This is a genomic window from Rhodococcus sp. MALMAid1271 (assembly GCF_049195265.1).
In the GTDB taxonomy this organism is placed as follows: Bacteria; Actinomycetota; Actinomycetes; order Mycobacteriales; family Mycobacteriaceae; genus Rhodococcoides.
Map to the genome: position 1 here is coordinate 53,512 of NZ_JBMIRQ010000090.1, position 23,998 is coordinate 77,509.

General features: G+C 62.9%; 23 protein-coding genes and 1 pseudogene. 17 read left to right on the forward strand and 7 right to left on the reverse strand.

Annotated elements, in window-relative coordinates:
• Positions 1-39: 39 nt before the first annotated feature.
• Complete coding sequence (locus tag ACOQFP_RS13485) at positions 40-762, forward strand: hypothetical protein (protein WP_421584599.1); 723 nt, start codon at positions 40-42, stop codon at positions 760-762.
• 14 nt (positions 763-776) lie between these two features.
• Here ACOQFP_RS13485 and ACOQFP_RS13490 read toward each other — a convergent pair whose 3' ends face one another.
• The 3 genes from ACOQFP_RS13490 to arr are packed head-to-tail and all read right to left on the reverse strand — an operon-like array spanning position 777 to position 2,790.
• Entirely contained in the window at positions 777-1,394 is a 618-nt protein-coding gene (locus ACOQFP_RS13490; RefSeq protein ID WP_421584600.1) for a dihydrofolate reductase family protein, read from the reverse strand.
• A 44-nt stretch (positions 1,395-1,438) separates the two neighbouring features.
• The gene (locus ACOQFP_RS13495) at positions 1,439-2,305 is read right to left on the reverse strand and encodes an alpha/beta fold hydrolase (RefSeq protein ID WP_421584601.1); all 867 of its coding nucleotides are present in this window, start codon (positions 2,303-2,305) and stop codon (positions 1,439-1,441) included.
• A gap of 47 nt (positions 2,306-2,352) precedes the next feature.
• A complete protein-coding gene (gene arr / locus ACOQFP_RS13500; protein ID WP_421584602.1) occupies positions 2,353-2,790 on the reverse strand; it encodes an NAD(+)--rifampin ADP-ribosyltransferase in 438 nt (145 codons plus the stop codon).
• A gap of 555 nt (positions 2,791-3,345) precedes the next feature.
• On the opposite strand from arr, the gene ACOQFP_RS13505 reads away from it, so the two are divergent.
• Positions 3,346-4,146, forward strand: a complete 801-nt coding sequence (locus tag ACOQFP_RS13505; protein WP_421584603.1) for a hypothetical protein — start codon at positions 3,346-3,348, stop codon at positions 4,144-4,146.
• Between the two features lie 371 nt (positions 4,147-4,517).
• A complete protein-coding gene (locus tag ACOQFP_RS13510) occupies positions 4,518-6,368 on the forward strand; it encodes a UvrD-helicase domain-containing protein (protein ID WP_421584604.1) in 1,851 nt (616 codons plus the stop codon).
• Between the two features lie 246 nt (positions 6,369-6,614).
• On the opposite strand, the gene ACOQFP_RS13515 is transcribed toward ACOQFP_RS13510, so the two are convergent.
• Entirely contained in the window at positions 6,615-7,241 is a 627-nt protein-coding gene (locus ACOQFP_RS13515; protein WP_421584605.1) for a class I SAM-dependent methyltransferase, read from the reverse strand.
• 36 nt (positions 7,242-7,277) lie between these two features.
• Here ACOQFP_RS13515 and ACOQFP_RS13520 point away from each other — a divergent pair, with 36 nt between their 5' ends.
• The gene (locus tag ACOQFP_RS13520) at positions 7,278-8,744 is read left to right on the forward strand and encodes a dihydrolipoyl dehydrogenase family protein (protein ID WP_421584606.1); all 1,467 of its coding nucleotides are present in this window, start codon (positions 7,278-7,280) and stop codon (positions 8,742-8,744) included.
• Here ACOQFP_RS13520 and ACOQFP_RS13525 read toward each other — a convergent pair.
• Both ACOQFP_RS13525 and ACOQFP_RS13530 read right to left on the reverse strand, forming a co-directional pair.
• Positions 8,716-9,327, reverse strand: coding sequence for a CDP-alcohol phosphatidyltransferase family protein (locus ACOQFP_RS13525; protein ID WP_341244387.1), 612 nt, complete (start codon positions 9,325-9,327; stop codon positions 8,716-8,718). The two genes, ACOQFP_RS13520 and ACOQFP_RS13525, sit on opposite strands and share 29 nt — an antisense overlap.
• On the reverse strand, positions 9,324-9,992 hold the full coding sequence (locus ACOQFP_RS13530) for a VTT domain-containing protein (protein WP_341244386.1): 669 nt from the start codon (positions 9,990-9,992) through the stop codon (positions 9,324-9,326). The genes ACOQFP_RS13525 and ACOQFP_RS13530 overlap by 4 nt, the downstream gene beginning before the upstream one ends.
• A gap of 142 nt (positions 9,993-10,134) precedes the next feature.
• Here ACOQFP_RS13530 and ACOQFP_RS13535 point away from each other — a divergent pair, with 142 nt between their 5' ends.
• From ACOQFP_RS13535 to ACOQFP_RS13585, 11 genes and pseudogenes are all read left to right on the forward strand, one after another.
• Complete coding sequence (locus tag ACOQFP_RS13535; RefSeq protein WP_341244385.1) at positions 10,135-11,370, forward strand: ABC transporter substrate-binding protein; 1,236 nt, start codon at positions 10,135-10,137, stop codon at positions 11,368-11,370.
• Between the two features lie 50 nt (positions 11,371-11,420).
• Positions 11,421-12,206: an ABC transporter permease subunit gene (locus ACOQFP_RS13540; RefSeq protein WP_421584607.1), complete on the forward strand. Its 786-nt coding sequence runs from the start codon at positions 11,421-11,423 to the stop codon at positions 12,204-12,206.
• On the forward strand, positions 12,203-12,991 hold the full coding sequence (locus tag ACOQFP_RS13545; protein ID WP_241257126.1) for an ABC transporter permease: 789 nt from the start codon (positions 12,203-12,205) through the stop codon (positions 12,989-12,991). The genes ACOQFP_RS13540 and ACOQFP_RS13545 overlap by 4 nt, the downstream gene beginning before the upstream one ends.
• Before the next feature lie 32 nt (positions 12,992-13,023).
• Positions 13,024-14,019: an ABC transporter ATP-binding protein gene (locus tag ACOQFP_RS13550; RefSeq protein WP_421584608.1), complete on the forward strand. Its 996-nt coding sequence runs from the start codon at positions 13,024-13,026 to the stop codon at positions 14,017-14,019.
• 44 nt (positions 14,020-14,063) lie between these two features.
• Positions 14,064-14,174: pseudogene (locus ACOQFP_RS13555) on the forward strand (S-(hydroxymethyl)mycothiol dehydrogenase); the annotation flags it as partial.
• A gap of 231 nt (positions 14,175-14,405) precedes the next feature.
• Positions 14,406-15,101: a GntR family transcriptional regulator gene (locus tag ACOQFP_RS13560; protein ID WP_206491013.1), complete on the forward strand. Its 696-nt coding sequence runs from the start codon at positions 14,406-14,408 to the stop codon at positions 15,099-15,101.
• A 228-nt stretch (positions 15,102-15,329) separates the two neighbouring features.
• On the forward strand, positions 15,330-16,274 hold the full coding sequence (locus ACOQFP_RS13565) for a phosphoglycerate dehydrogenase (RefSeq protein WP_341244382.1): 945 nt from the start codon (positions 15,330-15,332) through the stop codon (positions 16,272-16,274).
• A 738-nt stretch (positions 16,275-17,012) separates the two neighbouring features.
• Positions 17,013-18,548, forward strand: a complete 1,536-nt coding sequence (locus ACOQFP_RS13570) for an SLC13 family permease (RefSeq protein WP_206491016.1) — start codon at positions 17,013-17,015, stop codon at positions 18,546-18,548.
• Positions 18,549-18,729: 181 nt separating this feature from the next.
• Entirely contained in the window at positions 18,730-19,590 is an 861-nt protein-coding gene (gene gluQRS, locus ACOQFP_RS13575) for a tRNA glutamyl-Q(34) synthetase GluQRS (protein WP_421584609.1), read from the forward strand.
• 98 nt (positions 19,591-19,688) lie between these two features.
• A complete protein-coding gene (locus ACOQFP_RS13580) occupies positions 19,689-20,501 on the forward strand; it encodes a hypothetical protein (protein ID WP_341244785.1) in 813 nt (270 codons plus the stop codon).
• 92 nt (positions 20,502-20,593) lie between these two features.
• Complete coding sequence (locus ACOQFP_RS13585; protein WP_206491018.1) at positions 20,594-21,337, forward strand: queuosine precursor transporter; 744 nt, start codon at positions 20,594-20,596, stop codon at positions 21,335-21,337.
• Between the two features lie 72 nt (positions 21,338-21,409).
• On the opposite strand, the gene ACOQFP_RS13590 is transcribed toward ACOQFP_RS13585, so the two are convergent.
• Positions 21,410-22,621, reverse strand: coding sequence for an aminotransferase class V-fold PLP-dependent enzyme (locus ACOQFP_RS13590; RefSeq protein ID WP_341244784.1), 1,212 nt, complete (start codon positions 22,619-22,621; stop codon positions 21,410-21,412).
• Positions 22,622-22,733: 112 nt separating this feature from the next.
• Between ACOQFP_RS13590 and ACOQFP_RS13595 the strand changes: the two genes are divergently transcribed.
• Together ACOQFP_RS13595 and ACOQFP_RS13600 are read left to right on the forward strand one after the other, a co-directional pair.
• Complete coding sequence (locus ACOQFP_RS13595) at positions 22,734-23,111, forward strand: BlaI/MecI/CopY family transcriptional regulator (protein WP_206491021.1); 378 nt, start codon at positions 22,734-22,736, stop codon at positions 23,109-23,111.
• Positions 23,108-23,989, forward strand: coding sequence for a M56 family metallopeptidase (locus tag ACOQFP_RS13600; RefSeq protein WP_421584610.1), 882 nt, complete (start codon positions 23,108-23,110; stop codon positions 23,987-23,989). The genes ACOQFP_RS13595 and ACOQFP_RS13600 overlap by 4 nt, the downstream gene beginning before the upstream one ends.
• Positions 23,990-23,998 lie beyond the last annotated feature (9 nt).

The window sequence follows — 23,998 nt, forward strand, 5'->3', positions numbered from 1 at the left end:
GAATGCACCGAAATTCCGCCCGAGAAGGAGTGTCCCTCGATGTCCGATATCGATTTCTATTTCGATCCGGTGTGCCCGTTCGCCTGGATGACCAGCAAATGGGTTCGTAAGGTCCAGGCCCAGCGCGACTACACCGTCGACTGGCGGGTCATCTCACTGCGACTGCTCAATTCCCACATCGACTACGACGCGCACTTCCCGCCCGAGTACGAGGCCGGGCACACCGCAGGTCTGCGACTGTTGCGGGCGGCTGTCTCTATTCGTCGTGAGCACGGGTCTGCCGCGATCGGGCCACTGTATGAGGCCCTCGGCAAGCGCATCTTCGACACCGAGGTGGTCCCCGACGATGCGAAGAGCCACGGCTATCGCGGCACCGCAGAATTCCTGGGCCCGATCCTCGAAGAACTCGGGCTGCCCACCCATCACACTGCAGCACTGGATGATTCGTCTCTCGACGAGGAGATCCAGGCCGAAACCGATCACGCACTCTCCCTGACCGGCAAGGACGTCGGCACACCCATCATTGCCTTCGAGCCGCCGGACGGCGTCGCCTTCTTCGGACCGGTGATCAGCCGACTACCCAGCGACGAAGAAGCAGTACCGCTGTGGGACAACGTGATCGGACTGGCTCGCTTCCCGGGATTCGCCGAGATGAAGCGCAGCCTGCGTGAGCTTCCCCAGTTGAAGGCGCTCGGTGTGCAGGAGGACGAAGCCGGCGTGCAACAGGACTGGCACGGCGGGAGCCGACGCCAGAAGAAGTGATCGTCTCGGCCGTATCAGCCGCCCTGCACGTCGTCCATGCTACCGGTTTCCGGTGTTCCGATATCGAGGCCGTAACGCAGGTGCACGGTGCCTTTTCCGCCGACGGCCGGTGGCTCGAGCAACGTCAGGTTGCTGGGCACGGTCCCGTCGGTGAACACACTCTTCCCCACCCCGAGAACGATGGGATGCACCCATAGATCAAGTCGATCGAAGAGCTTCTCGCGCAACAGAGTCTGAACCAGATCCAGGCTTCCGACGACCTTGATGTTCTCGTGCCGCTCTCGGATCTCACGTACCGCATCGACCAGGTCCGGCCCGAGTTGGGTCGAACCGTCCCACTGTAGATCGGGTGTGCCGCGCGAGGCCACGTACTTCGGTATGGCGTTGAACAACGTTGCGAACGGGCCGTTTTGGTTCGGCCAGTACGCGGCGAAGATGTCATAGGTGCGCCGCCCGAGCAGGAGCGCATCCGTGCCCTCGTATGCAGCGTCGACTTGCGCCCCGGAGACCTCGTCCAGCAGAGGAACCTGCCAGCCACCGTAGGGGAAGTTCTCGGGATCTTCCTCGGGGCTTCCTGGTGATTGCGCGACGAGGTCGAGGGTGGCGAACAGCTCCAACGTGATGAGGCCCATGATGTCTCCTGGTTCGGTGGGGTCTTCTTCGGGACAAATCTTGTTCAGCCCAATCTTTTTCGCAGACTCTCGGCAAATTCGGTCGGCTTTCCGGTCTGACCGAATTCGCCGCCGAGGAATCCCGAGTGGCCGCCGGGAAAGACGATCGGCTCCGATCCGAGGAGCGTCGCAGTCGAATACGCTGCGCGAGCCGCGATGTGACCGTCCTCGGGGCCGCCGGATTCTTCGCCTACTCCGATCACCACTGTGGTGGGAGCAGCACGCAATGCGTCGACATCCGGCGCGAAGTCGACGCCTCCCCCGCGCATATTGGACATCAGGGCATCGTCGCGGGTTCCGTCGTCCTCGGTCGTGAGGCCGAACTGCGCGGGGTCCGGTGCAGGCCTTCCGAAGAACGCGTCGTCGATGGGGCCTGCGTGCATCAGCAGTGACATGAATTCGGCCATTGCCGGGCCGCGGCCGTGAGCGTCGTATGTGGCCACCATGTGTGCGCACACCGTCGCAATGTTCTCGCGGTCAGGAAGCGTGCCTCCGGCGGGTGGTTCGTGGGCCACCAACGTCCGGATGTCGGACGGGTATCTGCTGACGAGCACCAGCGCATTGACCGCACCTCCGCTGGAGGCGAAGACATCGACGGGGCCGTGGCCGACGGCGGTGAGCACTGCATGCAGGTCGTCGGCATGTTCGCCGAAGGTGACTGCGGCGGTCGCGTCGTCTCGTCGACTGCGTCCGACATTTCTCGGGTCGTACGTGACGACCACCCGGTCGCGGAAGTGCGATGCCAACGTCACGAACCCGCTCGCATCCATGGGTGAGCCGATGAGCACCAAGGGGGTGACCCCGGGCTCGAGCTCACCGATCACGTCATAGGTCAGGGTCGCACCGGGAACGGAAACCGTCTGTGTCGTCATGGTCGTGTGGACCTCTGTCCGAGCCAAAACTCACCGGAAGGTGTCGCCTAGTCGTAAAGGATCGCAGTGCCCGTCCGCCTCAACGCCTCCAGACCGTCTCGGAAACGCTGCAGGTATTCGGGCGAATGTCCGACCCAGTCGGTGGTCTCCCCGACTATCCGCACCGGTTCCGCGCTCCGATAGGAGTGGGTCGGGTTGCCGGGAAACTTCTTGTCCGTCACGTTCGGGTCGTCTTCCACACTGCCGGTCGGCTGCACGATGTAGACCCGCGGATTCCCCTCGCCGACGGCCATCTCGGCTGCGAGCACGGCACCGTCGAGCACCTTGGTCATGTAGATGTAGTTCGAGATGTGCTCGGGACGGTAATTGGAGCGGTAGCCGGGGACCAAGAAGTCACCGGCCTCGAGATCGGCCTTGGTGCCATGAAAGTAGGAACCGGATTCGTGCACACGAAAACGCTCGGGTGTATCGGCGATGTCTGCCATAGAAGCTCCTCCGTGTCGGTAGCCGAAAGAGTCTGCACGCCCAACGGGGTCTTGCCGCAAGCCCCCACCCCGGCGATACACTGAAGGCAACAACACGCGTGCGCCCTTATGAAATCGGCTCTGCGGGGCGAGGGCTCACAGTCCCGACGCGAACCTGGATATGGCCACCGCGAACAGCGCGAGTCGACAGATCCCGCAGCAGTGGAGTCATCGCCGTCCACGGATGAGTCTCGATGTCCGCCCCACCGAGTCGACACGCAAACTTCGCCAGCGGGGTACACACCGCCGCCCGTCCGACGGGCCGCTTCCGCAGCCGACGACCTGTGTATCAACCACACAACCACGGCGGTGATCGACGCAATTCATGGTGGTCGACGAGCAGCGCGGGGCTCTGTTGGGCGCGCAGCCCCTCGGCGGTCGATCACTTATAGAGGTGACCGATGCTGAAGGAGCATTCTCCGAAACGAATCCGCCAGGACGACAGCCTGCACTAGCATCACGTCGACACATATCGGAAGGACGAGCATGCCAGAGCCATCGATCGAGTACCGAGACGTGACAACCTCGGAGCCCCTTGGTCAAGGCGATGTGCTGGAGGCAGCCGACGACGGAGTCCAAATGTGGCAGAGGCATCTTTTTATCATCACTGCCGACTGCGACTTCGCCCACAGGAAGCATCAGGGAAGGGTGACGTGCCTTCCCTTACTCTCCGCAAACGAGTACCACTCCGAAATGCAACTACCTGGAATTCGCGAACGACTCGCCGAAAAGCCAATCACTGAGGTCATTAACATAATCCAACGATCTAAGGGACTTCAAACGTCCCCAATGCGGATTCGTGAATGGGTAAGCGAAGCAGACACCGTCGAGATAATCGAGCAACTAAATCTCTCGGGCAAGGACGCCGACGACGCTAAGATCGCGATAGACAGCATTCGACTAATCTACTCGGACGCGACCGACCTAAATTCGGCCATTGGCGCATTGATTGATGCACAGACCACCGGTCCGAATCCACCTAAACGCGAAAAAGCGATTCAGCGTGTGATGTCCCCCATCCGCAGCGCCTATTCAAACCCGCCCGGCGATGCTCTTTTCGTCAGTTCGTTTTCACGTGATCACTTTGAAGGATATTTCGCATATCTACGCCATCTTGAACAAGTCTGGCAACAGGATATTGCAACTGGACCAACAAGGTCTCCTATAAAATATCGCAGAATCTCTAAACTGCAAGACCGCTTTGCACATTCGCTGATCCAGCGTTTTGCACAAGTCTTTACAGCAATAGGACTGCCGGACGAATACGAGCAGGTACGCGACATGCACGCCGACATGATCGGGGAAGAATTTCAATGAAACCTCTAGTGACTACCGTACGTGCGTTGCGCGAGCTAGCAAGTGGACTTGCATCCGATTCGGTTGATACGTCACCAATATTGCATCTGCACTCGACACCAGAAGTTGACGTCCTGACAGGCGCCGGCGACGTTCCTCAAACCCAGCGAGTAATTTTCATTCGCGAAGAATTTGCGGACGACCCCTTCGTACCTGACAACTTGAGAGAATTCAGACGCGATGTTCTCAGTCGGGTTGCATCGTTTTCCGAACGGGCCCGCACCACACCATTATCCCTGCCCCGGGGGTGGCATCAGTTCAAATTCCATAACCTAGTTGCATTCTTCGCTGTGCCCGGCAGGACCACAGGCTCCGTGAGATGGATCGCCGAGGTGTCACCCAACGACGCAGCCGACGTCACCTTCTGGAGAACGACGACTTCAGACAGCAAGACAGATCTAGCATCGTTCGGTGAACCCCCGATCGAAAAAGTAAAATTTGTCGACAGCGCATGGAATGAAGGCATTGAAGCAGCGAAACGCCACTTCGCGGAGAGTAAACGGCCCGAACCTGCAGACGTCGAAATACGGCTACCACCGCTGAACGAGGGGACGAACAAGCCCCAGTCTTACGAGCGTTGGCTGGATTCGATAAGCACCGATCAAAAAGCGTTCATCAACGCCCCAACAGACAAATCCATACGGCTTCGTGGTCCAGCCGGGTCCGGAAAAACCCTTGCCATTACACTCAAGGCCGTCCGCGAGGCGCTCTTATATCGAGATAAAGCAGAACCCTTCAGAGCTATTATCGTTACGCACAGCTGGGCCTTAGCGTCGCAGATTTCAGATTCGATTGATGCTATGGGGGTAAACTACCTGACGGAAATAGAGGTGTTCCCTCTGCTGGAAATTGCTCGAAGCATTGCTCCAGGTTACGTGAACGACAGTCGCGGCTACAGCGTCGTCGGCGACGACAGCCTGAGCGGTAAACAGGCTCAACTCGACGAAATCTTCGACCTTCTAGATGAATTTATTCAGGGTGATTGGGTTACCTACCGCGCCACTGTCAGCAGTGGTCTTCGTGACCGCTTTGACTCAGAGCTAGAGACCGATCGAAAAGCGCTCGCATGGGACCTTCTAATCGAATTCGGCTCCGTCATCGGTGCCGCCGCTATATTCCCGGGGGCGGGCTCAGAACTTAGATACTCTCAAATCCAGCGCGCTCAATGGATGCTTCCAATAACTACCAAACCCGACATGAGGGTTGTCTTTCATCTCTACACAAAATACATGGAAAGCCTAGAAGCTCGCTCACTGGTCACGGCCGATCAAGTATTGGCTGACTTCTTGAGCCATCTTGAGACTCACGCTTGGAACAGATCACGGAAGTCAGATGGCTACGACTTGGTCTTTGTCGACGAATTTCATCTCTTTAACCCACTGGAAAGGCAGGTCTTACACTATCTCACGCGTGACGTCGCTAGCTACCCGAGAATATTTATGGCTCTCGACCCGAGACAATCCCCTTCAGAGGCATTTATCGGAATCGCAGCTGACGACACCATGTCTGCATCTGCGGTCCAAAATGAAGATGAGTTAGGTGAAGTAGCGAATTTTGAGTTGACGACTGTTCATAGATTCTCGCCTCAAATCCTACAGCTAGTCAAGCACATTCACCATGAATTTCCCACGTACGGGTTGGACCATGAATGGGATATAGACTTTTCTAAAGTTGAGTCATCGCAAGACGCAGGCCCCCTCCCTAAAGTTATGACGTCAGCCACTAGGTCCGCGGAAGAGACCGACGTCTACCGCGCGGTGCAAGAGGTCTACATGAATGGCCGGGTCGCAATCGCAGTCGTGGATGGGCGCCAATGGCAACGGTTCAGCGAGCTAGCTTCAGATATCGGGAAGTCCGCCAAGTATCATGTTTCCTCCATCACAGGTAAGTCCGACATCGAGGGGCTAGGGTACCGACGCAAAGGAGTTGTCGTCGGTCCGGCCGAGTATCTAGCGGGTTTGCAATTCGACACGGTTTTAGTCGCCGGGATTCCGGACTTCAGTTCGGCACTTTCCACAGCTAACGAGCGCTCTCGGATTCTTTCACTCCTCTACCTGGCCATCAGTCGCGCACAACAGGATGTCAGGATCTTTGTGAATGAGGATGACGGTGGGTCACCAGAAGTCCTAATCAGAGCATCCGCAAATGGCTTCACCGAAAGCGAACAGGGCAGCCTCGCATAAGGCTTTGACGTCTCGGCTCTACCCACACCCACACAAATTTGGTTGCTGGCTTACTATCCGCTCGCCCCACCGAACGCCGGTTCGTCATGGGCGTTGAGGATCTCGACGGCGTAAACTGCGGTTCGAGCCAGTGTCGGCTCCGCCTCACTGGGAATGCCCAACACAGCCAATGTCTCGGAACTGCCCCGAGCGATGCAAGCGAAGCAGACGTGTGAGATCCGTGAGTGCCCAATCTTGACAATATTATTAACTGACAGTCCCGACTCGAACCTGGATGTGCCCGCCCCGCACCGAAGCGGAGTTCAGCGGCTGGAGTCGTGGAGTCATCGCCGTCCACGGATGGGCCTCGATGTCCGCCCCTCCGAGTCGACACGCAAGCTTGGCCAGCGGGGTCCACACCGCCGCCCGTCCGACGGGCCGCTGCATGTCGACGACGGCCACCACTCCGCCCACTCGCGTCGCCGCGATCATCGAGTCGAGGGCCGCCTGCCACGGCGTCATCAGCGACAGCGCGTAGGTGCTCAGGGCCGCATCGAACGGGGCGCGCTTGCCCAGATCCGCGCTGGCGAGGGCGGTGGCGTCGGCTGCGACGAGCGTGACGTTGTTCCAGCCGGCCCGGTCGGCTCTCTGTCGGGCCTGTTCGAGCATCTGCGGGCTGGCGTCGATTCCGGTGATCGACCCGATCGGACCGACCATCCGCTGCAACCCCGCGAAGTTCAGGCCCGTGCCGCAGCCGAGGTCCAGAACATGGCTTCCAGCAGGCAGATTCAGCAACTCGAACGCCGCCTCCCGTCCGGCGCGATACACCGGCCACTCGAAGGAGATCATGTCGTACAGGCGCGCCGAGAAGGTGTACTTGGTCGGTCGTCTCATCTCGAGTCTCTCCAGGGCGCGGGCATAGTGGGAGGTATGGGAATCCGTCGTTCGTCTTCGAGTGTGCCCGAGAACTACGCCGACGTGGTCGTCGTGGGCGGCGGCACCGCAGGCATCGTGGCAGCGAAGACCGCAGCCGGATTCGGGCGCGAGGTTGTTCTCGTCGAACGCGAACGCACCGGCGGCGACTGTCTGTGGACCGGATGCGTGCCCTCCAAGGCACTGCTCGGGGCTGCCTCGGTGGCAGCGACGGTTCGATCGGCGTCCCGTTTCGGGATCGACACCGACCCACCGCGCGTGGATTTCGCGCGCGTGATGCAGCACGTGCACAGTGCGATCGCCGAGATCGCTCCGGTCGATTCGCCGGAGGCCCTCGCCGAGGCCGGAGTGCAGGTGATCGACGCGGACGCAGTGTTCACCGGGCCGAACACGGTGCTGGTCGGGACGCGGACGCTCCGCTTCGGGCAGGCGATCGTGACCACCGGAGCGCATCCCACGGTGCCCGCGATCGAGGGCATCGAGCACGTGGACTACCTGACCAGCGATACCGTGTGGGATCTGAAGGACCTGCCGCAGCGACTGCTGATCGTCGGTGCCGGATCGGTGGGTTGCGAAATGGCGCAGGCATTCTCGCGCCTGGGATCCGAAGTCACGCTGGTCGGACGTTCGGCGACCATCGCGCCCCGCGAGGACGCGTCGGCGACGGCGATACTGACTCGAGTGCTCACGAACGAGGGCGTGCGAGTACTGACTTCCGCCGCCGTCGTGCGGATCGAGGACGGCTCGGCCGTCACCGATACGGGCGTCGAACTCGGGTTCGATCGGGTGCTCGTCGCCGCCGGACGGACTCCACGCACCGCGTCTTTGGGCCTGGAATCGGCCGGTGTGGGGTTGGACGACAACGGATTCGTGCGGGTCGACGAGCATCTGCGCACCACCAATCCCCGCATCTGGGCGGCCGGAGATCTCACCGGCCATCCGCAGTTCACCCACACTGCCGGTGTGCACGGCAGTCTGGCCGCGAGCAATGCGGCACTCGGTCTCGGCCGCAAGGTCAGTACGACGGGAACTCCGCGGGTGATCTTCACCGATCCGGAAATCGCCTCGGCCGGAATCGATGTACGCACTGCACGGCAGCGGGGGCTCCGTCTGCAGACGCTCGACCACCGACACCTCGATCGTGCCGTCACCGAGGGGGCTACCGACGGATCGACGACGCTGGTACTCGACGGCAAGCGTCGCATCCTCGGGGCGTGCGTGGTGGGGCCTCGAGCGGGCGAGACGATCGGGGAGCTGATCATCGCCGTCGAGCAGGGGCTGCGTACCCGCGATCTCGCCGGGGCCACCCATCCGTATCCGACGTACAACGATGGTCCGTGGAACGCGGCGATAGCGGATGTGAAGGCACAGTTGGGTTCTCCCGTCATTTCGCGAGCACTGGCCGCACTGGCGACGGTGCGCGGCACCTGGATTCTCAGGAAAGCGCGCGATACCCGGCGATGATCCGTTGACCGGAGCTCACCGCGACCACTGCCGCCCAGACCACCGCGATCTGCCACGAGATTCCCGGCAGTAACAACCAGAGACTGTGCACCGCAATGGTTTCGGCACCCTCGGCCATACCGCCGAGGAAGGAGAGCGAGCGGCCGTCGTCGATGGTGCGGCCGTTGCGCTCGGCGATGGAGGAGAACGCGAGAAACGCGGTGCCGTTGATGTAGTACGCCAACAACACCAGCAGGAACGGCCACCACGGGGCGTCGTAGCCGGCCGAGGCACCCACTGCAACGCCCACCACCGTGGTGCCGTAGACCACGAAATCGGCGGTGATGTCGAAGAATCCGCCTGCCCCCGCTGTTGTCTTTCGCCTGCGCGCCAATGGCCCGTCCAGGCCGTCGGCGATGCGGGAGACGATCCACAACACCAACGCGAGCGCCCAGAACTGCAGGCCAGCTGCCAGTGCGCTACCGAGGCCGAGTACAAGTCCTGCTGCGGTGATCCGGTCCGGTGTGATCGCGGGGCGGTCGAGGGCTCGGGCACAGCGATCGAGCGGGCCTTCGAGGTGGCGGCGCAGAAAACTGTCGATCATTCTGCAGCTCCGGTCAGTCCCAAGCGGCGCGCCAACAGCGCCGAACCGGCCGCGATCGCCAGTACCGCGATCAGAGCGATGGCGAACGGCCACGACAACGGAGAGGTCCCGTAGGCACCGAGCGCGGTGTAGGCGACCGTCGCGGGCACGATCCCGATCATGGTTCCCACCACGTAGTCACGCTGACCCACCGCACTGACTCCGGCCGCGTAGTTGACCAGCGAGAACGGCAGCGGCACCAGACGCACGAGCAGCACCGAGAGCAACCCACGTCGTCCGAGCATGGCGTCGAGCCTGCGCAGCTTGTCCCATTCGGTGCGGGCTACTTGGCCGCGTCCCAACGCTCGCGCTCCCCAATACCCGAGATAGGCCCCCATCGTTGCGGCGAACACCACGACGGTTGCCCCCACCGCCAGCCCGAACAGCAACCCCGACGCGATGGTCAACGTACTGGCGGGGAACGGCGTGGCCGACAGGACTGCATAGAGCACCACGAACAATGCAATGCCCCAGGGACCGGCCGAGGACACTCGATCGCGGATGAACGACGGATCGGGTAAATCGACGGTGCCGACCACGATCACCACGGTGATGACAACCGCGGCGACCCCGAGCAGTTTCAAAGTGGTGCCGCGACGACTACGCGTCGGGCGGTCCTGCGTCACGGTGTGCCTCTCGTCCGACGGTCACGGTCCATTGTGCACACCGCCGTTGTGCCCGCGTGTTCAGCGGTTGTCGCATTCGACCGATTACGGTGGTGAGGGCAGCGTCGACGACGGCTGCCTCGGTTGATCTGGAGGGCACACGGTGATTCGCTCAGTACGGCGTGCAGTGGCGATTGCAGCGAGCGCAGGGTTGTTTCTCACCGCGTGCGCGGCACCATCATCGGAGGCTCCGCGCGCCGAGGACCTGTCCTGGAGCGAGATCCAGGAGCAGGCGCAGGGGCAGACGGTCTCGCTGTGGATGTACGGCGGCGACGAGCAGGGCAACGCCTACGTCGACGATGTGCTCGCCCCCGCGGCCGCGGCGGAGGGGGTCACGCTGCGCCGGGTCCCGGTGGAGTCGACCACCGATGCCGTCAATCGCATCCTGTCCGAGCGGCAGGCCGGTGTCACCGACGGCGACGTGGACCTGGTGTGGGTCAACGGCGCGAACTTCGGCACCGGTAAGCAGGCCGGCGCGTGGCTGTGCGGATGGACCCAGAAGCTGCCGAACATGCAGTGGACCGACCCGGCAGATCCCCTGCTGAGCAACGACTTCGGTACCCCGGTCGACAATTGCGAATCGCCGTGGCACAAGGCGCAGTTCACGTTGGTCTACAACGCGGCCGCCATCGCAGATCCGCCCAGAACATTCGACGGCGTGCTCGAGTGGGCGCAAGCCAACCCCGGCCGCTTCACCTACCCCGCTCCCCCGGACTTCACCGGATCGGTGTTCGTGCGTGAGGCGCTGGTGAGCGTATCGGGCGGCGTCGACCAGGTGCCCGCACAGTTCGATCAGCAGTCCTACGATCGACTCGCCCCGGCCCTGTTCGAGCGGCTGAACACGCTCGCGCCGTCACTGTGGCGCGAAGGTACGACGTATCCGCAGTCCTCCTCCGAACTCGACGACCTCTACGCAGGCGGTCAGATCGACATGACCATGACCTACGGGCCCGCCACCCTCACCCAACTCGTCGCCGACGGCACCTACCCGCCGGAGACCCGCGTCCTGACTCTCGACGAGGGAACCGTCGGGAATGCGAGTTTCCTCGCCATACCGTCGACCTCGGGGAAGTCCGCAGCGGCGCAGGTGGTGGCCAACCTCGCTCTCTCGCCCGAGCAGCAACTCGCCAAATCGGAGCCCGCCGTGTGGGGCCAGTTCACCGCCTTGGACATCGCGCGTCTGACGCCGGAGGATCGGGCGAAGTTCGAGCAACTTCCCTCCTCGCCGGTCGTCCCGTCATACGAGGTGATCTCCGCGAACGCCCATCCCGAACTGTCCGCGGAATGGGTCACCCCGCTCGATGAGGGTTGGCGTCGAAGCGTGCTCGCCGGGCAGTGAACTCGGCCGGGACGAATTCTCGAGGCACCGCGGCGGTGCTACCCGCCGTCGTGCTGGTTGTGCTCGTCGTCGGCGGCGGCCTGGGAACCGTCGTACTTCAGAGCCTGGGTTTGATGCCGCTGGTCGGAACTCCCGAGCTGTCCACCGACGCCCACTCCGCGTTGGGCGGCGACCTGTGGCGATCGGTGGCGCTGACGCTGTCCATCGCGGCTGTCTCGACGGCGTTGGCCACGGTGATCGGGCTCGTGGTAGCCCTGACCGCACTGTCCGGTCGGCGCACGGCACTGGTGGCCGCCGGGTTGACCATCACGGTCCCGCACCTGATCGGTGCGGCGGCGATGGCGTTGCTGTTGGCGGATTCGGGGATGTTGCCCCGCCTGCTCGGCATGACCGACGGCGGTTGGCCAGCGCTGGTCGGTGGGCGGTGGTGGATTGCCGTTGTTGCCGAATACTCGTGGAAGGAATCGGCATTCGTGGCCGTCGTCGTGGCAGGAACACTGGCCACCCGAGTCGCAGCATTCGACGAGACGGCCGCCACCCTCGGGGCGGGCCGGTGGATGCGGCTGCGACTGGTCACGCTGCCACTGGCTCGGCCTGCGCTGATCGCCTCGGCGGCCATCGCGTTCGCGTACACCGTCGGATCCTACGAGGTGGCCCGCATTCTGGGCCGACCGTATCCGGAGCCGTTGTCGGTCATGGCGATTCGCCTCTTCACCTCGATCGATCTCGAAACGCGCCCACAAGCAGCCGCGGCCGCAACGGTCGCCACCGCGCTGACGGTCGTCGTGACTGCAGTGGCCCTGCACTATCTGCGCCGATCGGCAGCGTGGAAATGAACAAGGTGGAGGTGAACCGGGTACTTCCGGCCGTCGGCAGGTCCATTCTGGTCCTGTGGTTCCTGTTGCCCCTGGTTCCGATTGCATTGTGGGCCATCAGCAATCGCTGGTCGTTTCCCGACTCGTTTCCCCGGACATGGGGTTTCGACGGATTCCGCAGCGCCCTCGACGCCGGTGGCGTCGACGCGTTCATCCGGTCGACCCTGCTCGCCCTCGCCGTCGCTGCCATCGCGACGCCGCTGGGCGCGTTGGCTGCTCACGCCCTCGTGCGCGGTGCTGTCCGCTTCCCCACCGTCGTAACCGGGATCCTTCTCGCGCCGCTGGCGCTGCCTCCGTTCGCCGTGGCGCTCGGACTCGATGTCCTGGTACTGCGATCGCACGTTCCGAGCACGGTGGCGGTCATCGCGCTGCTGACCGTCGCAGCTGTTCCGTACACGACGTATCTGATGCGAGTGGCGTTCGGCGCGTACGACATCGGCTACGAGGAGGAGGCGCGCACCCTCGGTGCCTCGCCCGCGCTGATCCTGCGGCGAATTCGCATTCCACTGCTGGCTCCGGCGTTGGCGGGAGCGGCATTGCTCGCGTTCCTCGTGGCGTGGAGCGATTACGTGATCACGTTGCTGATAGGAGGAGGCAGACTGGTCACCGTGCCCATTCTCGTCGCCTCGTTCGCTGCGGGAACCGGAAACGATTCGGTGGTGGCTGCGCTGTCGGTGGCGGCCGTGGTGCCGCCGTTGGTGTTGGTGGTCATGCTCGCTCGGCTGCGTCGTGGGGCCGGCCGATGAGCGTCGAGCTGTCCGTCCACAGACTCACGAAAGTGCACGACGGTCAATCGGTTGCCGCTCTGGACGCAGTGGACCTCACCGTCCCACCGGGTTCGTGTACGGCAATACTCGGGCCATCTGGATCGGGTAAGAGCACCGCACTACGGCTCATTGCCGGACTGGATTCCCCGAGTGCGGGCACCGTGCGGATCGACGGCCGTGAGATCAACGACGTTGCGGCCGAGAACCGCGGGGTGGGGATGGTCTTCCAGCGCCCGATGTTGTTCCCCCACATGTCGGTACTGGACAACATCGGCTTCGCCTACCGCGCTGCTGGGGAGAGTCGAAAGCGGTCCCGCGAACGTGCCAGGGAGTATCTCGACCTCGTCCATCTCGGTGATATCGGGAGCCGAGCGGTGTCCGAGGTATCGGGCGGTCAGGCCCAGCGGGTCGCGTTGGCGCGTTCCCTCGCCGGCTCCCCGAAAGTATTGCTGTTGGACGAGCCCTTCAGTGCACTGGACCCGGTGTTGCGCTCCGAGATGCACGATCTCGTCCGCGAATTGCATGCGACTCTCGATCAGACTCTGCTGCTCGTCACCCATGATCAGCAGGAAGCTGCTGTGCTGGCCGATTCGGTGGCCGTGCTCATCGACGGCCGATTGGAGCATCACTCCGCTATCGCAGTGGCCTACACACGTCCGAGCACGCTGGCGGTTTCGCGTCTGATGGGCGGAATGAACGAAATCGAGGGCACGTGGGACGGGGTTCGGATGCATCGCTCCGAGCTCGGGGAGATGGAGGTCGAGGGAGTGTCTCTGCCCGCCGGGCCTGCGGTGCTGCTACTACGCCATGAGCTGATCACATTGAACGACAACGGGATTCGCGGAGTTGTCTCTGATCTACGGCCCACCGGATTTCGAAGTGTCGCCGAGGTGACGGTGGGCTCGCTGGCGGTGAAGGTGGAGTTGGCGGCAGGATCTGTGGTCCGGATGGGCGATGCCGTCGGGTTGGACATTCCGGGTGGGGCGCGCTCTGTCGTCACGGGTTGAGACCGCAGGCTTGAGCTACGAACCCAGGAGCGCACAACCAGGCGCGCGCCGTCGGCGGAGAATGCCGCGCCTGTGAACGCGGTCGACCCTGGTATTGCTTCGACACCCACAACGCCTCACAGAAAATGGCCCTCTCCGACGGCACCGAACTCACCTGGGCCCAAGAACCCCGAGCCACCACCATCGTTGAAGTCACCACCACCGGGCCCGAGTCACCCCACCTCGCGGACCGGATCGCCCGCGGACAACAGACGTCACGGGCAGGCCCTCGGGAGCAGGGGCTTTTCGAGTTTCCCGAAATAGTGGCAAAGTAGTGCAGTCTGAACAACGTGGTTCCGGTAGCTCGGGTGAGCTGCTGTCACATCGGTGGAGAGGCGGTTTCGGCGATGGTCACCCCAACGAGTGTCTTTTCCAGCAAGGGCGAGGTTGCCTACGTCGAGTTGCGCAGGTCGATTCTGCTGGGAACCCTCGATGCGGGGTCGAAGCTGGCTCAGTACGAGCTTGCCGACCGGTTGAACATGAGCATCACCCCGATTCGCGAAGCCGTGCGCAGACTCAGTAGTGAGGGACTGATAGAGCTCGACAATCACAAGAACGTACGGATCGCCCCGATGAGCACGAGCGAGGCGCGTCAGCTCTTCGAGGTCCGCTTGTCGTTGGATCCGACTGCTGTCGAGTTGGCCGCAGCACGGCGTACCGACCAAGACGTGGCGAACATGCGAGCGGCCGCAGAGCGCCTTCTGCCGGTGACCCAGACGTGGGGTGAGGACGAGTTGGTGGCCCACCGAAACTTCCACCGTGCGCTGTACGTCGCATCGCACAACGATGTGCTGATCCGCATGCTGGATGATCTGTGGGACAAATCGGACCGATACAGACGCATCGGCCTGGAGCTGCCATCCGGCGCGCAACCACGCTCCATCGACCACGAGGAGCATTTCCGGATGCTCGAACTCGTTGTGGCGCAGGATGCCCGCGCGGCGGGAGCGTTGACTCGCCGGCACATCGTCGAGAGCTTCACTTCCGCAGCAATCGCTGCGTTGGAGGACCGCGAACGTAAGGGGCGACAGCATTCGGCCTGAAAGAGGTGCACATCCTCCTGCGTGAGGACGTGGATCGCGGTGGACGGGAACGATCGTGTCGGCCTCACCGAAACACCAGGTATCGGTTTCGAGGACACGGCCCGCGTGCTGCGATTTCTTCCCGAACTGCACTGATCCTTCCCGGCGTCCCGGGGACCGATGGTGATTCACTGTAGGTTCGACAACGAAACACCTCCCATCAGATCAGTCGAAGGAGGAACCGCGAGAGTGGGAACGATCCTCATCACCACCGACTACCTCGAGCCCGGCGACCAGGTGGACGATCTGCTCCGTGCCGCCGGTCATCGCACCGTGCACAGCCCGGCCACCGGTCGACGCCCTGAGGGCGAGATGGCCGACCTGCTGCGCTCGGCAGATGGGGCGCTGATCGCAGGCGAACCCGTTACGGCGCAGATGCTCGACACCGCTCGAGCGCTCCGCGTGATCGCGCGCAGCGGCGTCGGGTACGACTCGGTCGACGTCGATGCCGCCACCGCTAGAGGCATCGTCGTATGCAACACTCCCGGTGCGAACAAGAATGCGGTCGCAGAAATGACGATGACGCTCTTACTCATGTGCGCCAAGCGAATCGGAGAGACCCTCGATGGAGTCCGGAAGGGCACCTGGCCTCGACACGACACCCGTGAACTTCGCGGTGCCACCCTGGGAATCATCGGATTCGGGGCGAGCGGGCAAGCGGTAGCGCAGCTGGGGGCGGCGTTCGGCATGTCCGTTCTCGTGTCGACCGGGCACCCGACGTCCGGCTCGGGCGTCGACTACGTCGATCGAAACGACCTACTCGCCCGGTCCGACTTCGTGACCCTGCACGCACGCGCGCAGTCCGACGGCTCGCCGATCATCGACGGGCCAGCCCTCGCTGCGATGAAATCCTCTGCATATCTTGTCAACACGGCCCGCGGCTCGCTGGTCGACGAACTCGCACTCATCGATGCGCTACGAGGCGGCCGGATCGCCGGAGCCGGGTTGGATGTGTTCGCACGCGAACCCGTCGCGGTCGACAATCCGCTCCTGAGCATGTCCAATGTCGTCACGTTGTCTCATCTCGCGGGACAGACCCGAGAAGCTCGGGCCGAGGCCAGTGTCGCCGCCGCTCGCGACATCGTGGCGGTGCTGGAGGGCGGTCAACCCCTTGGCGCGGTCAACGCACCGTAGTCGTACCGCCCGGTAATCCCCGCCGCATCGTCCCCGAGAGCATGCACGCTCTCGGGGACGACCTCTGTGCGGATAGCCGTTACCCAGGATGACGGCAACACGGTGGATCGCACCGTTGCCGACGCGGCGCGGTGGTCGCAGCGGTCACAGCAGCGCTCCACTTGTGCCCCCCATCACCCATCTGTAGGGTTCAAATACCTTATAAGGCCGCGGTCAGACCCAAAGGAGGTAGACGAACACCGATGAGCTTCGTCTCGACCGTCACCATTCACAGCGAGTCACCGGTGAGCAACCACACCCGGCGACGTGCACACGACCGATCCCGAGTCCGCTGCGGCGATCATCACCGCAGCGGCCGTCTCCACAGCGGTCATCTACAGAATGGTCGACGGAAAACCGTTGGTGGGCTTCGCCTTACCCACGAACGAGCATCACGACACGACGGCGATATACCGAATCCGGCAATGCGTCGAAGGGACAGCACAACTGACCCGCAGAGTATTTCGGCACTACATCGAGGAACCGTGTTCGACGTACCGCGCACCGTTCTTCGCTGATCTATGGCAACCACACAGAAGGTGAGACATGTCGACGTACGCTGCTAAACGAATCTGGGACGAACTGTGGGAGTCCCATAGGCAGATCAAGAGATTCGCGATGTCAACCATCGGACGGGGATCACCCTCTCCCTCTCCCGAACCTGTTGACGCACAATCGAAAAGAAGATCTTCGACATCGGTGCTGAGGCCCGATCAGAAGCCGGAGGACCGAGAGCCGAACAACGGTCCGCCCGGTGGCTACACCCCCGCCCGACTGGTCGGCCTGGCTCTGGGCCCGGTGTTGTTCGTATTGACACTGCTGTTCTTCGAGTCGGACGGGCTCTCTCCCGAAGGCGTCGCTGTCCTGGCATCCACCCTGTGGATCGCGACATGGTGGATAACCGAGGTCGTGCCCATCCCGGTCACCTCGCTACTGCCCATCGTATTGCTTCCGCTCACCGGTGCACTCGATGGAAGCACGGTCGTCTCGGCGTACGGCAACGACATCATCTTCCTGTTCCTGGGCGGCTTCTCGCTTGCCATCGCGATGGAGAAGTGGAACCTCCACAAACGCATCGCCTTGACCATCGTTTCGCTGATCGGCACCAGTCCACGACGAATCATCCTCGGGTTCATGGTGTCCACGGCGTTCCTGTCGATGTGGGTCTCCAATACCGCGGCAACGATGATGATGATTCCGGTCGGGCTCGCCGTCGCCTACCAGGCTTCGCAGGCCCTCAAGAACGGTGAACACCTCGAAGAAGTCCCCAAGTTCGAGAAATGCATCATCTTCTGCATCGGCTACGCCGCGACCATCGGCGGTCTCGGGACGCTCATCGGTACCCCGCCTTTGGCTGTACTCGCTGCGGTCTCGGGAGAACTCTTCGGTCAGACCATCTCCTTCGGACAGTGGATGCTCTTCGGCGTACCGATCGTCATCGTCCTCCTCGCTTTTGCCTGGTTCTACCTGACCTTCGTCAAGTTCCGCTTCGGCTTCTCGGAACTCCCGGGCGGAAAAGAAGTCATTCTCGACGAAAAGGCAGCACTCGGCCGACTCTCCCCCGAGGAAAAAGCTGTTCTGGCAGTTTTCGTCGGCACTGCGTTCATGTGGATATCTCGAGGGTTCTTGTGGGATGACCTCCTGCCGGGAATCAGCGATGGGCTGATTGCCGTCGTAGCGGCAATCCTCCTGTTCACAATCCCGACTGCACGCGGCGATCAGTCCCGAATCCTGGAATGGGAAGATTCCAAGAAGATCCCGTGGGGAATTCTGCTGCTGTTCGGCGGAGGCCTGGCAATCGCTGCGGGGTTCGTCCAGACGGGCCTCTCGGAGTGGATCGGCGACCAACTCCTGGTACTCGAAGGTGCCAATATCGTTCTGACCGTGCTCGTTGCAGCAGCACTCGTACTCTTCCTGACCGAGATCACCTCGAACACCGCAACAGCGACCATGATCCTTCCGGTGATGGCCGCATTCGGATTGGCGTTGGGGGTCCACCCCTACGCGTTGATGGTGCCGACCGCGATGGCAGCGAACTGCGCCTTCATGTTGCCTGTGGGCACACCGCCGAATGCGGTCATGTTCGGAACCGGAAAGATAGCCATCATGGACATGATCCGGATCGGTTTCTGGCTCAACCTCGTGGCCCTCTTCCTCATCGTGGCAGCGACATTCCTGTACCTGCCACATATTTGGGGAATCGACCTGTTCTTCGCGCCGGCCGGGTTTCAGTGATCGAACGAGTGAATAGATAGGCGAACCGGGGATCCCAGTTCGTCCACCGACGAGAAAGGCCGGGCGCTTCGCCTGGCACAGGCCCGATGCCGAACAGCGAAATTCGGCATCGGGCCTTCTCGTATCGAGACCGCGGACCGGTCGTGTGCACCTCACCGAACGCGAAAACTACACTGCACTCATGCCCGCCGGACGTTTCGCTCCCAGTCCCTCCGGCGATCTACATCTCGGCAATCTACGAACGGCACTGTTGGCGTGGCTCTTCGCCCGCTCCACCGACCGCCGGTTTCTGATGCGGATCGAGGATCTCGACCGCGTGAAACCCGGCTCGGAGCAACGTCAACTCGAGGACCTCGCCGCCATCGGGATCGACTGGGACGGGCCAATCGTGCGGCAATCCGAGCGGCAGGAAATCTACGACGGCCAGGTCCGCGCGCTCACTGCAGCCGGGATGACATACGAATGCTTTTGTACGCGCCGAGAAATTCTGCAGGCCGCATCCGCACCGCACTCTCCCGACGGTGCCTATCCCGGAACGTGCCGAAACCTGACCGCTGCCGAGAGGGCCTCGAAGGACCGCCCACCGGCCATCCGATTGCGTTCGCAGGTAACCGAATTCACGATCGTAGACCAGCTGCATGGTCTTTTTCGGGGCCAGGTCGACGATTTCGTTCTTCGCCGATCCGACGGTGTGCCCGCCTACAACCTCGCTGTCGTCGTCGACGACGGCGCGCAAGGCGTCGACCAGATCGTGCGCGGTGACGACCTGCTCACCTCCGCCCCGCGGCAGGGATACCTCGCCCAGCTCCTCGGCCTCACCCCTGCCACGTACATCCACGTGCCCCTCGCGCTCAATGTCGAAGGCAGGCGTCTGGCCAAACGCGACGGCGCGGTGACACTTCGTGAACGCCCCGATGCGTGGGCACTCATCACCGCTTCACTGGGCCGGCCCGAGGCGAAGGACTCCGAGGAATTGCTCGAACAGTGGAAGCCCACGCTGGTGCCGCGCGAGCCCTGGGTGTTCGATCCCGCGGCCGCGTGACCCAGATCGAGATCACGTTGCAATGCGACACATCGCCCTTCGGGGACAATGGAGCCGTACAGTGACCGGTACAACTGCGCTCGAGGGAGACGAATTTCATGACCACAGGCGGCTACGAACCCGACAAAGATCCCCAGAACCCCGGCGGTTATCCCCCACCTGCCCAGGGCAACTACCCACCACCCCAGCAGGGCAACTACCCGCCACCCCCGCAGGGCAACTACCCGCCACCCGGCAACTACCCACCACCCCCACAGGGCAACTACCCACCGCCACCGCCGGCGTACGGTAATTCGCCGATGCCCACGCAGTTGTCCGTGGGATCGGCCATCAGCTACGGCTGGCAGAAATTCTGGCAGAACGCCCTCGTATGGGTCGGTATCCTCATCGTCGCCGCGATCATCCAGGCCGTCCTGCGCTTCGTGTTGCGCTCGGACAGCTTCTTCGTCAGCTTGATCTTCGGTGCCATCATCGGCGTCGTATCACTGCTCATTCAGGCGGCTCTCGTCCGCGGCGCTCTGCACGAGGTGGACGGAGTCAAGCCCGCGTTCGGATCGTTCTTCCAGTTCGGCAATGTCGCATCCGTCGTCATCGCAGGCGTCCTCGTCGGCATCGCAACCGGCATCGGCTTCGTCCTGCTGATCATCCCCGGCATCATCATCACGTTCTTCACGTGGTGGACTTTCCAGTTCGTCATCGACCGCGGCGACGAGCCGATCCCCGCAATCAAGGCGAGCGCTCAGGCGATCGCGTCGAATGCCGGAACCCTCTTCGTTCTCGCGCTCGCCCTGGTCGGAATCAACATTGTCGGCCTCTTGCTGATCGGCATCGGTCTGCTGGTCACCGTTCCGATCACGGCCATCGCCGGCACCTACGCCTACCGCGTCACCGTGAACGGACACGTCGCCTGATCTCTACCTGCTGACCTGAGATCCGCCTCGATGGGCGCGCATCCCTCACCGGGGATTCGCGCCCATCGCCCGGTCGGTGCTTGGATCGGGAGGTGACTACTACCCAACACACCGCCCCAGACGGCGGCCCAGAGTCTGGGCAGGCCACGTTCGCTCACATCAGCCGGGGTTACTACCCCACCATCGTCGCGCTCTTCGTCGCGACGCTGCTGATCTCGAACGTGGCCGCCAGCAAAGGTGTCGCCTTCTTCGCCTCGTCCGACCTCACACTCGGACCGTTCCAGATCCTGCCTATCAACACCGACGGCGCATTCTTCCTGTTTCCTCTCGCCTACATCCTCGGCGATGTGCTCAGCGAGGTGTACGGCTTCAAAGCCACGCGCCGCGCGATCTACCTCGGTTTCGGATCCCTGCTGCTCACCTCCGTGTGCTTCTGGATCGCCATCGAACTTCCCGCCGCCTCGTTCTACGAGAACCAGGCCGCCCTCGAGAGCGTCGTCGGCGTGGTGCCGCGACTCGTTCTCGCCGGTCTCGCCGGCTATACCGTCGGGCAGCTCCTCAACTCCGTCGTCCTGGTCAAGATCAAGGAACGCACCAAGGAAAAGCACCTGTGGGCGCGCCTGATCGGCTCGACCATCGTCGGCGAATTCTTCGACACCCTGATCTTCTGCTCCATCGCGGCCGGAGTCATCGGCATCAGCACCTGGGCGGATTTCGTCAACTACGTCATCGTCGGATTCCTCTGGAAGACCCTGGCCGAGGTCATCGTCATGCCGATCACGTACCGCGTCATCTCGTACATCAAGAAGCGCGAGCCGTCGTACATCGACAGCTAGACCTGCGAGCACGATCCCGGACCGTCCCGACAGTCGAGGCGGTCCGGGGCGAGGCGAAACACTCCCGCGGTATCACGCCCGGAGCTCGTCGCGGATCGCCTCGATACCCAGATACACCTCGCGGTACGAGGTGCTCAACGGACTCAAGCCCAGGCGAATGCCCTGTGGCGCTCGGAAATCCGGAATGACCCCCTGCTCCCACAGACGAGCGGTGATCGCCTTGAAGTCCGGATGATCGATGGTGACATGACCGCCGCGCCTCGCCGAATCCTCCGGTGAGGCGATCTCCACCCCGAGCGGAACCAGCATCTCGCGTACGAGTTCGAGGGCGTATTCGGTGAGCGCAACGGACTTCGCGCGTATCGCGTCCATCCCCACCTCCGCGATCATCTCGATGGTGTCCTGCATCGCGATCATGCCGAACACCGACGGTGTCCCACTGATGACGCGTCGAATCCCCTGCGACGGAACGTAGCCCTGCGCCATCTCGAACGGATCGGCCCGGCCCATCCACCCCCAGATCGGCTGGACGAAATCGCCCAGAAGGTCGCCGCGCACGTATGCGAAAGCCGGCGAACCGGGGCCGCCGTTGAGGTACTTGTAGGTGCAGCCGACGGCCAGATCCACTCCCCAAGAATCGAGTTCGAGCGGCACGGAACCAACCGAGTGACACACGTCCACCAGCAACAGCGCGCCTGCCGCATGCGCGATGCGTGTCGCCTCGGCCACATCGACGAGGAAACCGGATCGGTAGGCGACGTGGGTGATGACCACCAGTGCAGTGTTCTCGCCCACCACCTCCGCGAGTTGTTCCGGCGTGACGCCACCGCGGCGGTCCGTCTCGATCCACCGCAGGGTCATGTTCTTCTCCGCTGCAATGCCTTCGAGCAGGTATCGATCGGTCGGGAAGTTGTCCCGATCGATGACGATCTCGGTGCGGCCCGGCCGCATGTCGATGGCCGCACGCGCGAGCTTGTAGAGCAGTACCGTCGTCGAATCGCCGATCGTCGTCTGCCCCGGGGCGGCTCCGAGCGTCGCGTCCGCCAGTGCGTCGCCGATGGTGACGGGCAGATCGAACCACTGTTCGTCCCAGCCGCGAATGAGGCGTCCGCCCCAGTCCTGCGTCATGAAGGCGTTGATACGTTCGACGCCGGCCTTGGTCGGTCGGCCCAGCGAGTTGCCGTCGAGGTACGCAGTGATCGACGGGTCGTCACTACCGAGAAACTTCTCGCGGTAGCTGCGGAGCGGATCTGCGTTGTCGAGCTCGAGTGCGCTGTCTGTCATCGTCCGGCTTTCCGTTCTCTCGAATACCTCTTCAGCATGCCTCGCGCTCCTGTGCGACGGCGTAGTCTTCGTGGCCTATCCTCGAAGTAGTCGGATCGAGTGAGGAATCGAAGTGCGTAGAGCGTCCGGACAGTTGGAGGAGTCGATCCTCGGGTTGCTCGGTGAGCACACGGAACTGGCGGTGGCACAGGCCCGCGAGCTTCTCGGATCCGATCTAGCCCACACCACGGTCATGACAGCGCTGGTGCGTCTGCACGGCAAAGGTCTGGTCGATCGCGAGCGGCGAGGGCGGTCTTTCGTCTACAGCCTCAACGCCCCCGTTCGCGACATCCCGGCGCTTCGAGCCGCGATGCGAATGCGCACCGAACTCGGGGCCAGAGCCGAGCGCGCCGATGTCCTGGCCAGCTTCGTTGCCTCACTCGACCCAGAGGACGAGGCCACGCTGCGGGAGTTGCTGGCGAAAACACAATCGACCGAGCCGCATCGATGACGCTGCTCGTGATCATTGCCGTGCTGCCGTGGGTGCTGTCACTGCTGCTGGGATGGGGAACCTCTCGAATCGATCGCCGCCTCAATCCCTCCACTGCCGTGGTTCTGCTGCCGATTCTGTCGACGGTCACTGCCTTCTCGGTGGCAGCGTCCGCGGCTGCGCTCGCGGCAGTCCTGCTGGCATCGGGCGAGATCGTCCGGGTGTCGTTGGGTGTTGCCGTCTGCGGGTGGATCCTGTGGCGTTCGGTCGAGGTGGCTCGCCATGTTCGACGCGTCGCGGTGGGCGCGTCCATCGCGTCGGAGTTCGGTACCGAGGCGCGAGCGACCGGGGGCATCGTCGTGGTCGAGACCGAGGTTCCCGATGCCTTCGCCGTTCCGTCCGGCGGCGGAGCCGTCGTGATCACCACCAGTCTGGTGGAGGCACTGTCGGACAACGAACTTCGCGCAGTGATCGAACACGAGCGTGCCCACCTGAGGCACCGTCACAGCGTGTGGATCCAGATGTGCGAGATCGCATCGTATTTCGATCCGATTCTGCGTCCGGTCACCGCGACCGTGCGGCATGCAGCCGAGCGGCAGGCAGACGAGAGCGCGGCGGCACTGGGCCGTCAGGACACGTTGTCTGCCGTTGCCAGAACGGCTCTGTTGCGTGCCCATCTCGACCGGGAATCGCGGGTGCTCGCCAGTACCGGAGGTGACGTGGTGCGTCGCGTGCAAGCGCTCAGCGAACCACCACACCGTCGCCCCGACCGCGGGATCCTCGCGGCCGGGCTGGTGTTGATCCTCGCCTTCACCGTGATCTCCACGGCGTTGTTCGACGTCGTTCAGGACGTGGTGGCACCGGAGTTCGGCGAAACTCCCACGTCGATCTTTCGCTGATCCTCCCGA

Excerpts from the sequence above, each read along its gene's own strand:
- ACOQFP_RS13485 (WP_421584599.1), top strand. The coding sequence starts at position 40 with ATGTCCGATATCGATTTCTATTTCGATCCGGTGTGCCCGTTCGCCTGG.
- ACOQFP_RS13490 (WP_421584600.1), bottom strand. The coding sequence starts at position 1,394 with ATGGGCCTCATCACGTTGGAGCTGTTCGCCACCCTCGACCTCGTCGCG.
- ACOQFP_RS13495 (WP_421584601.1), bottom strand. The coding sequence starts at position 2,305 with ATGACGACACAGACGGTTTCCGTTCCCGGTGCGACCCTGACCTATGAC.
- arr (WP_421584602.1), bottom strand. The coding sequence starts at position 2,790 with ATGGCAGACATCGCCGATACACCCGAGCGTTTTCGTGTGCACGAATCC.
- ACOQFP_RS13515 (WP_421584605.1), bottom strand. The coding sequence starts at position 7,241 with ATGAGACGACCGACCAAGTACACCTTCTCGGCGCGCCTGTACGACATG.
- ACOQFP_RS13520 (WP_421584606.1), top strand. The coding sequence starts at position 7,278 with ATGGGAATCCGTCGTTCGTCTTCGAGTGTGCCCGAGAACTACGCCGAC.
- ACOQFP_RS13525 (WP_341244387.1), bottom strand. The coding sequence starts at position 9,327 with ATGATCGACAGTTTTCTGCGCCGCCACCTCGAAGGCCCGCTCGATCGC.
- ACOQFP_RS13545 (WP_241257126.1), top strand. The coding sequence starts at position 12,203 with ATGAACAAGGTGGAGGTGAACCGGGTACTTCCGGCCGTCGGCAGGTCC.
- ACOQFP_RS13560 (WP_206491013.1), top strand. The coding sequence starts at position 14,406 with ATGGTCACCCCAACGAGTGTCTTTTCCAGCAAGGGCGAGGTTGCCTAC.
- gluQRS (WP_421584609.1), top strand. The coding sequence starts at position 18,730 with ATGCCCGCCGGACGTTTCGCTCCCAGTCCCTCCGGCGATCTACATCTC.
- ACOQFP_RS13580 (WP_341244785.1), top strand. The coding sequence starts at position 19,689 with ATGACCACAGGCGGCTACGAACCCGACAAAGATCCCCAGAACCCCGGC.
- ACOQFP_RS13590 (WP_341244784.1), bottom strand. The coding sequence starts at position 22,621 with ATGACAGACAGCGCACTCGAGCTCGACAACGCAGATCCGCTCCGCAGC.
- ACOQFP_RS13600 (WP_421584610.1), top strand. The coding sequence starts at position 23,108 with ATGACGCTGCTCGTGATCATTGCCGTGCTGCCGTGGGTGCTGTCACTG.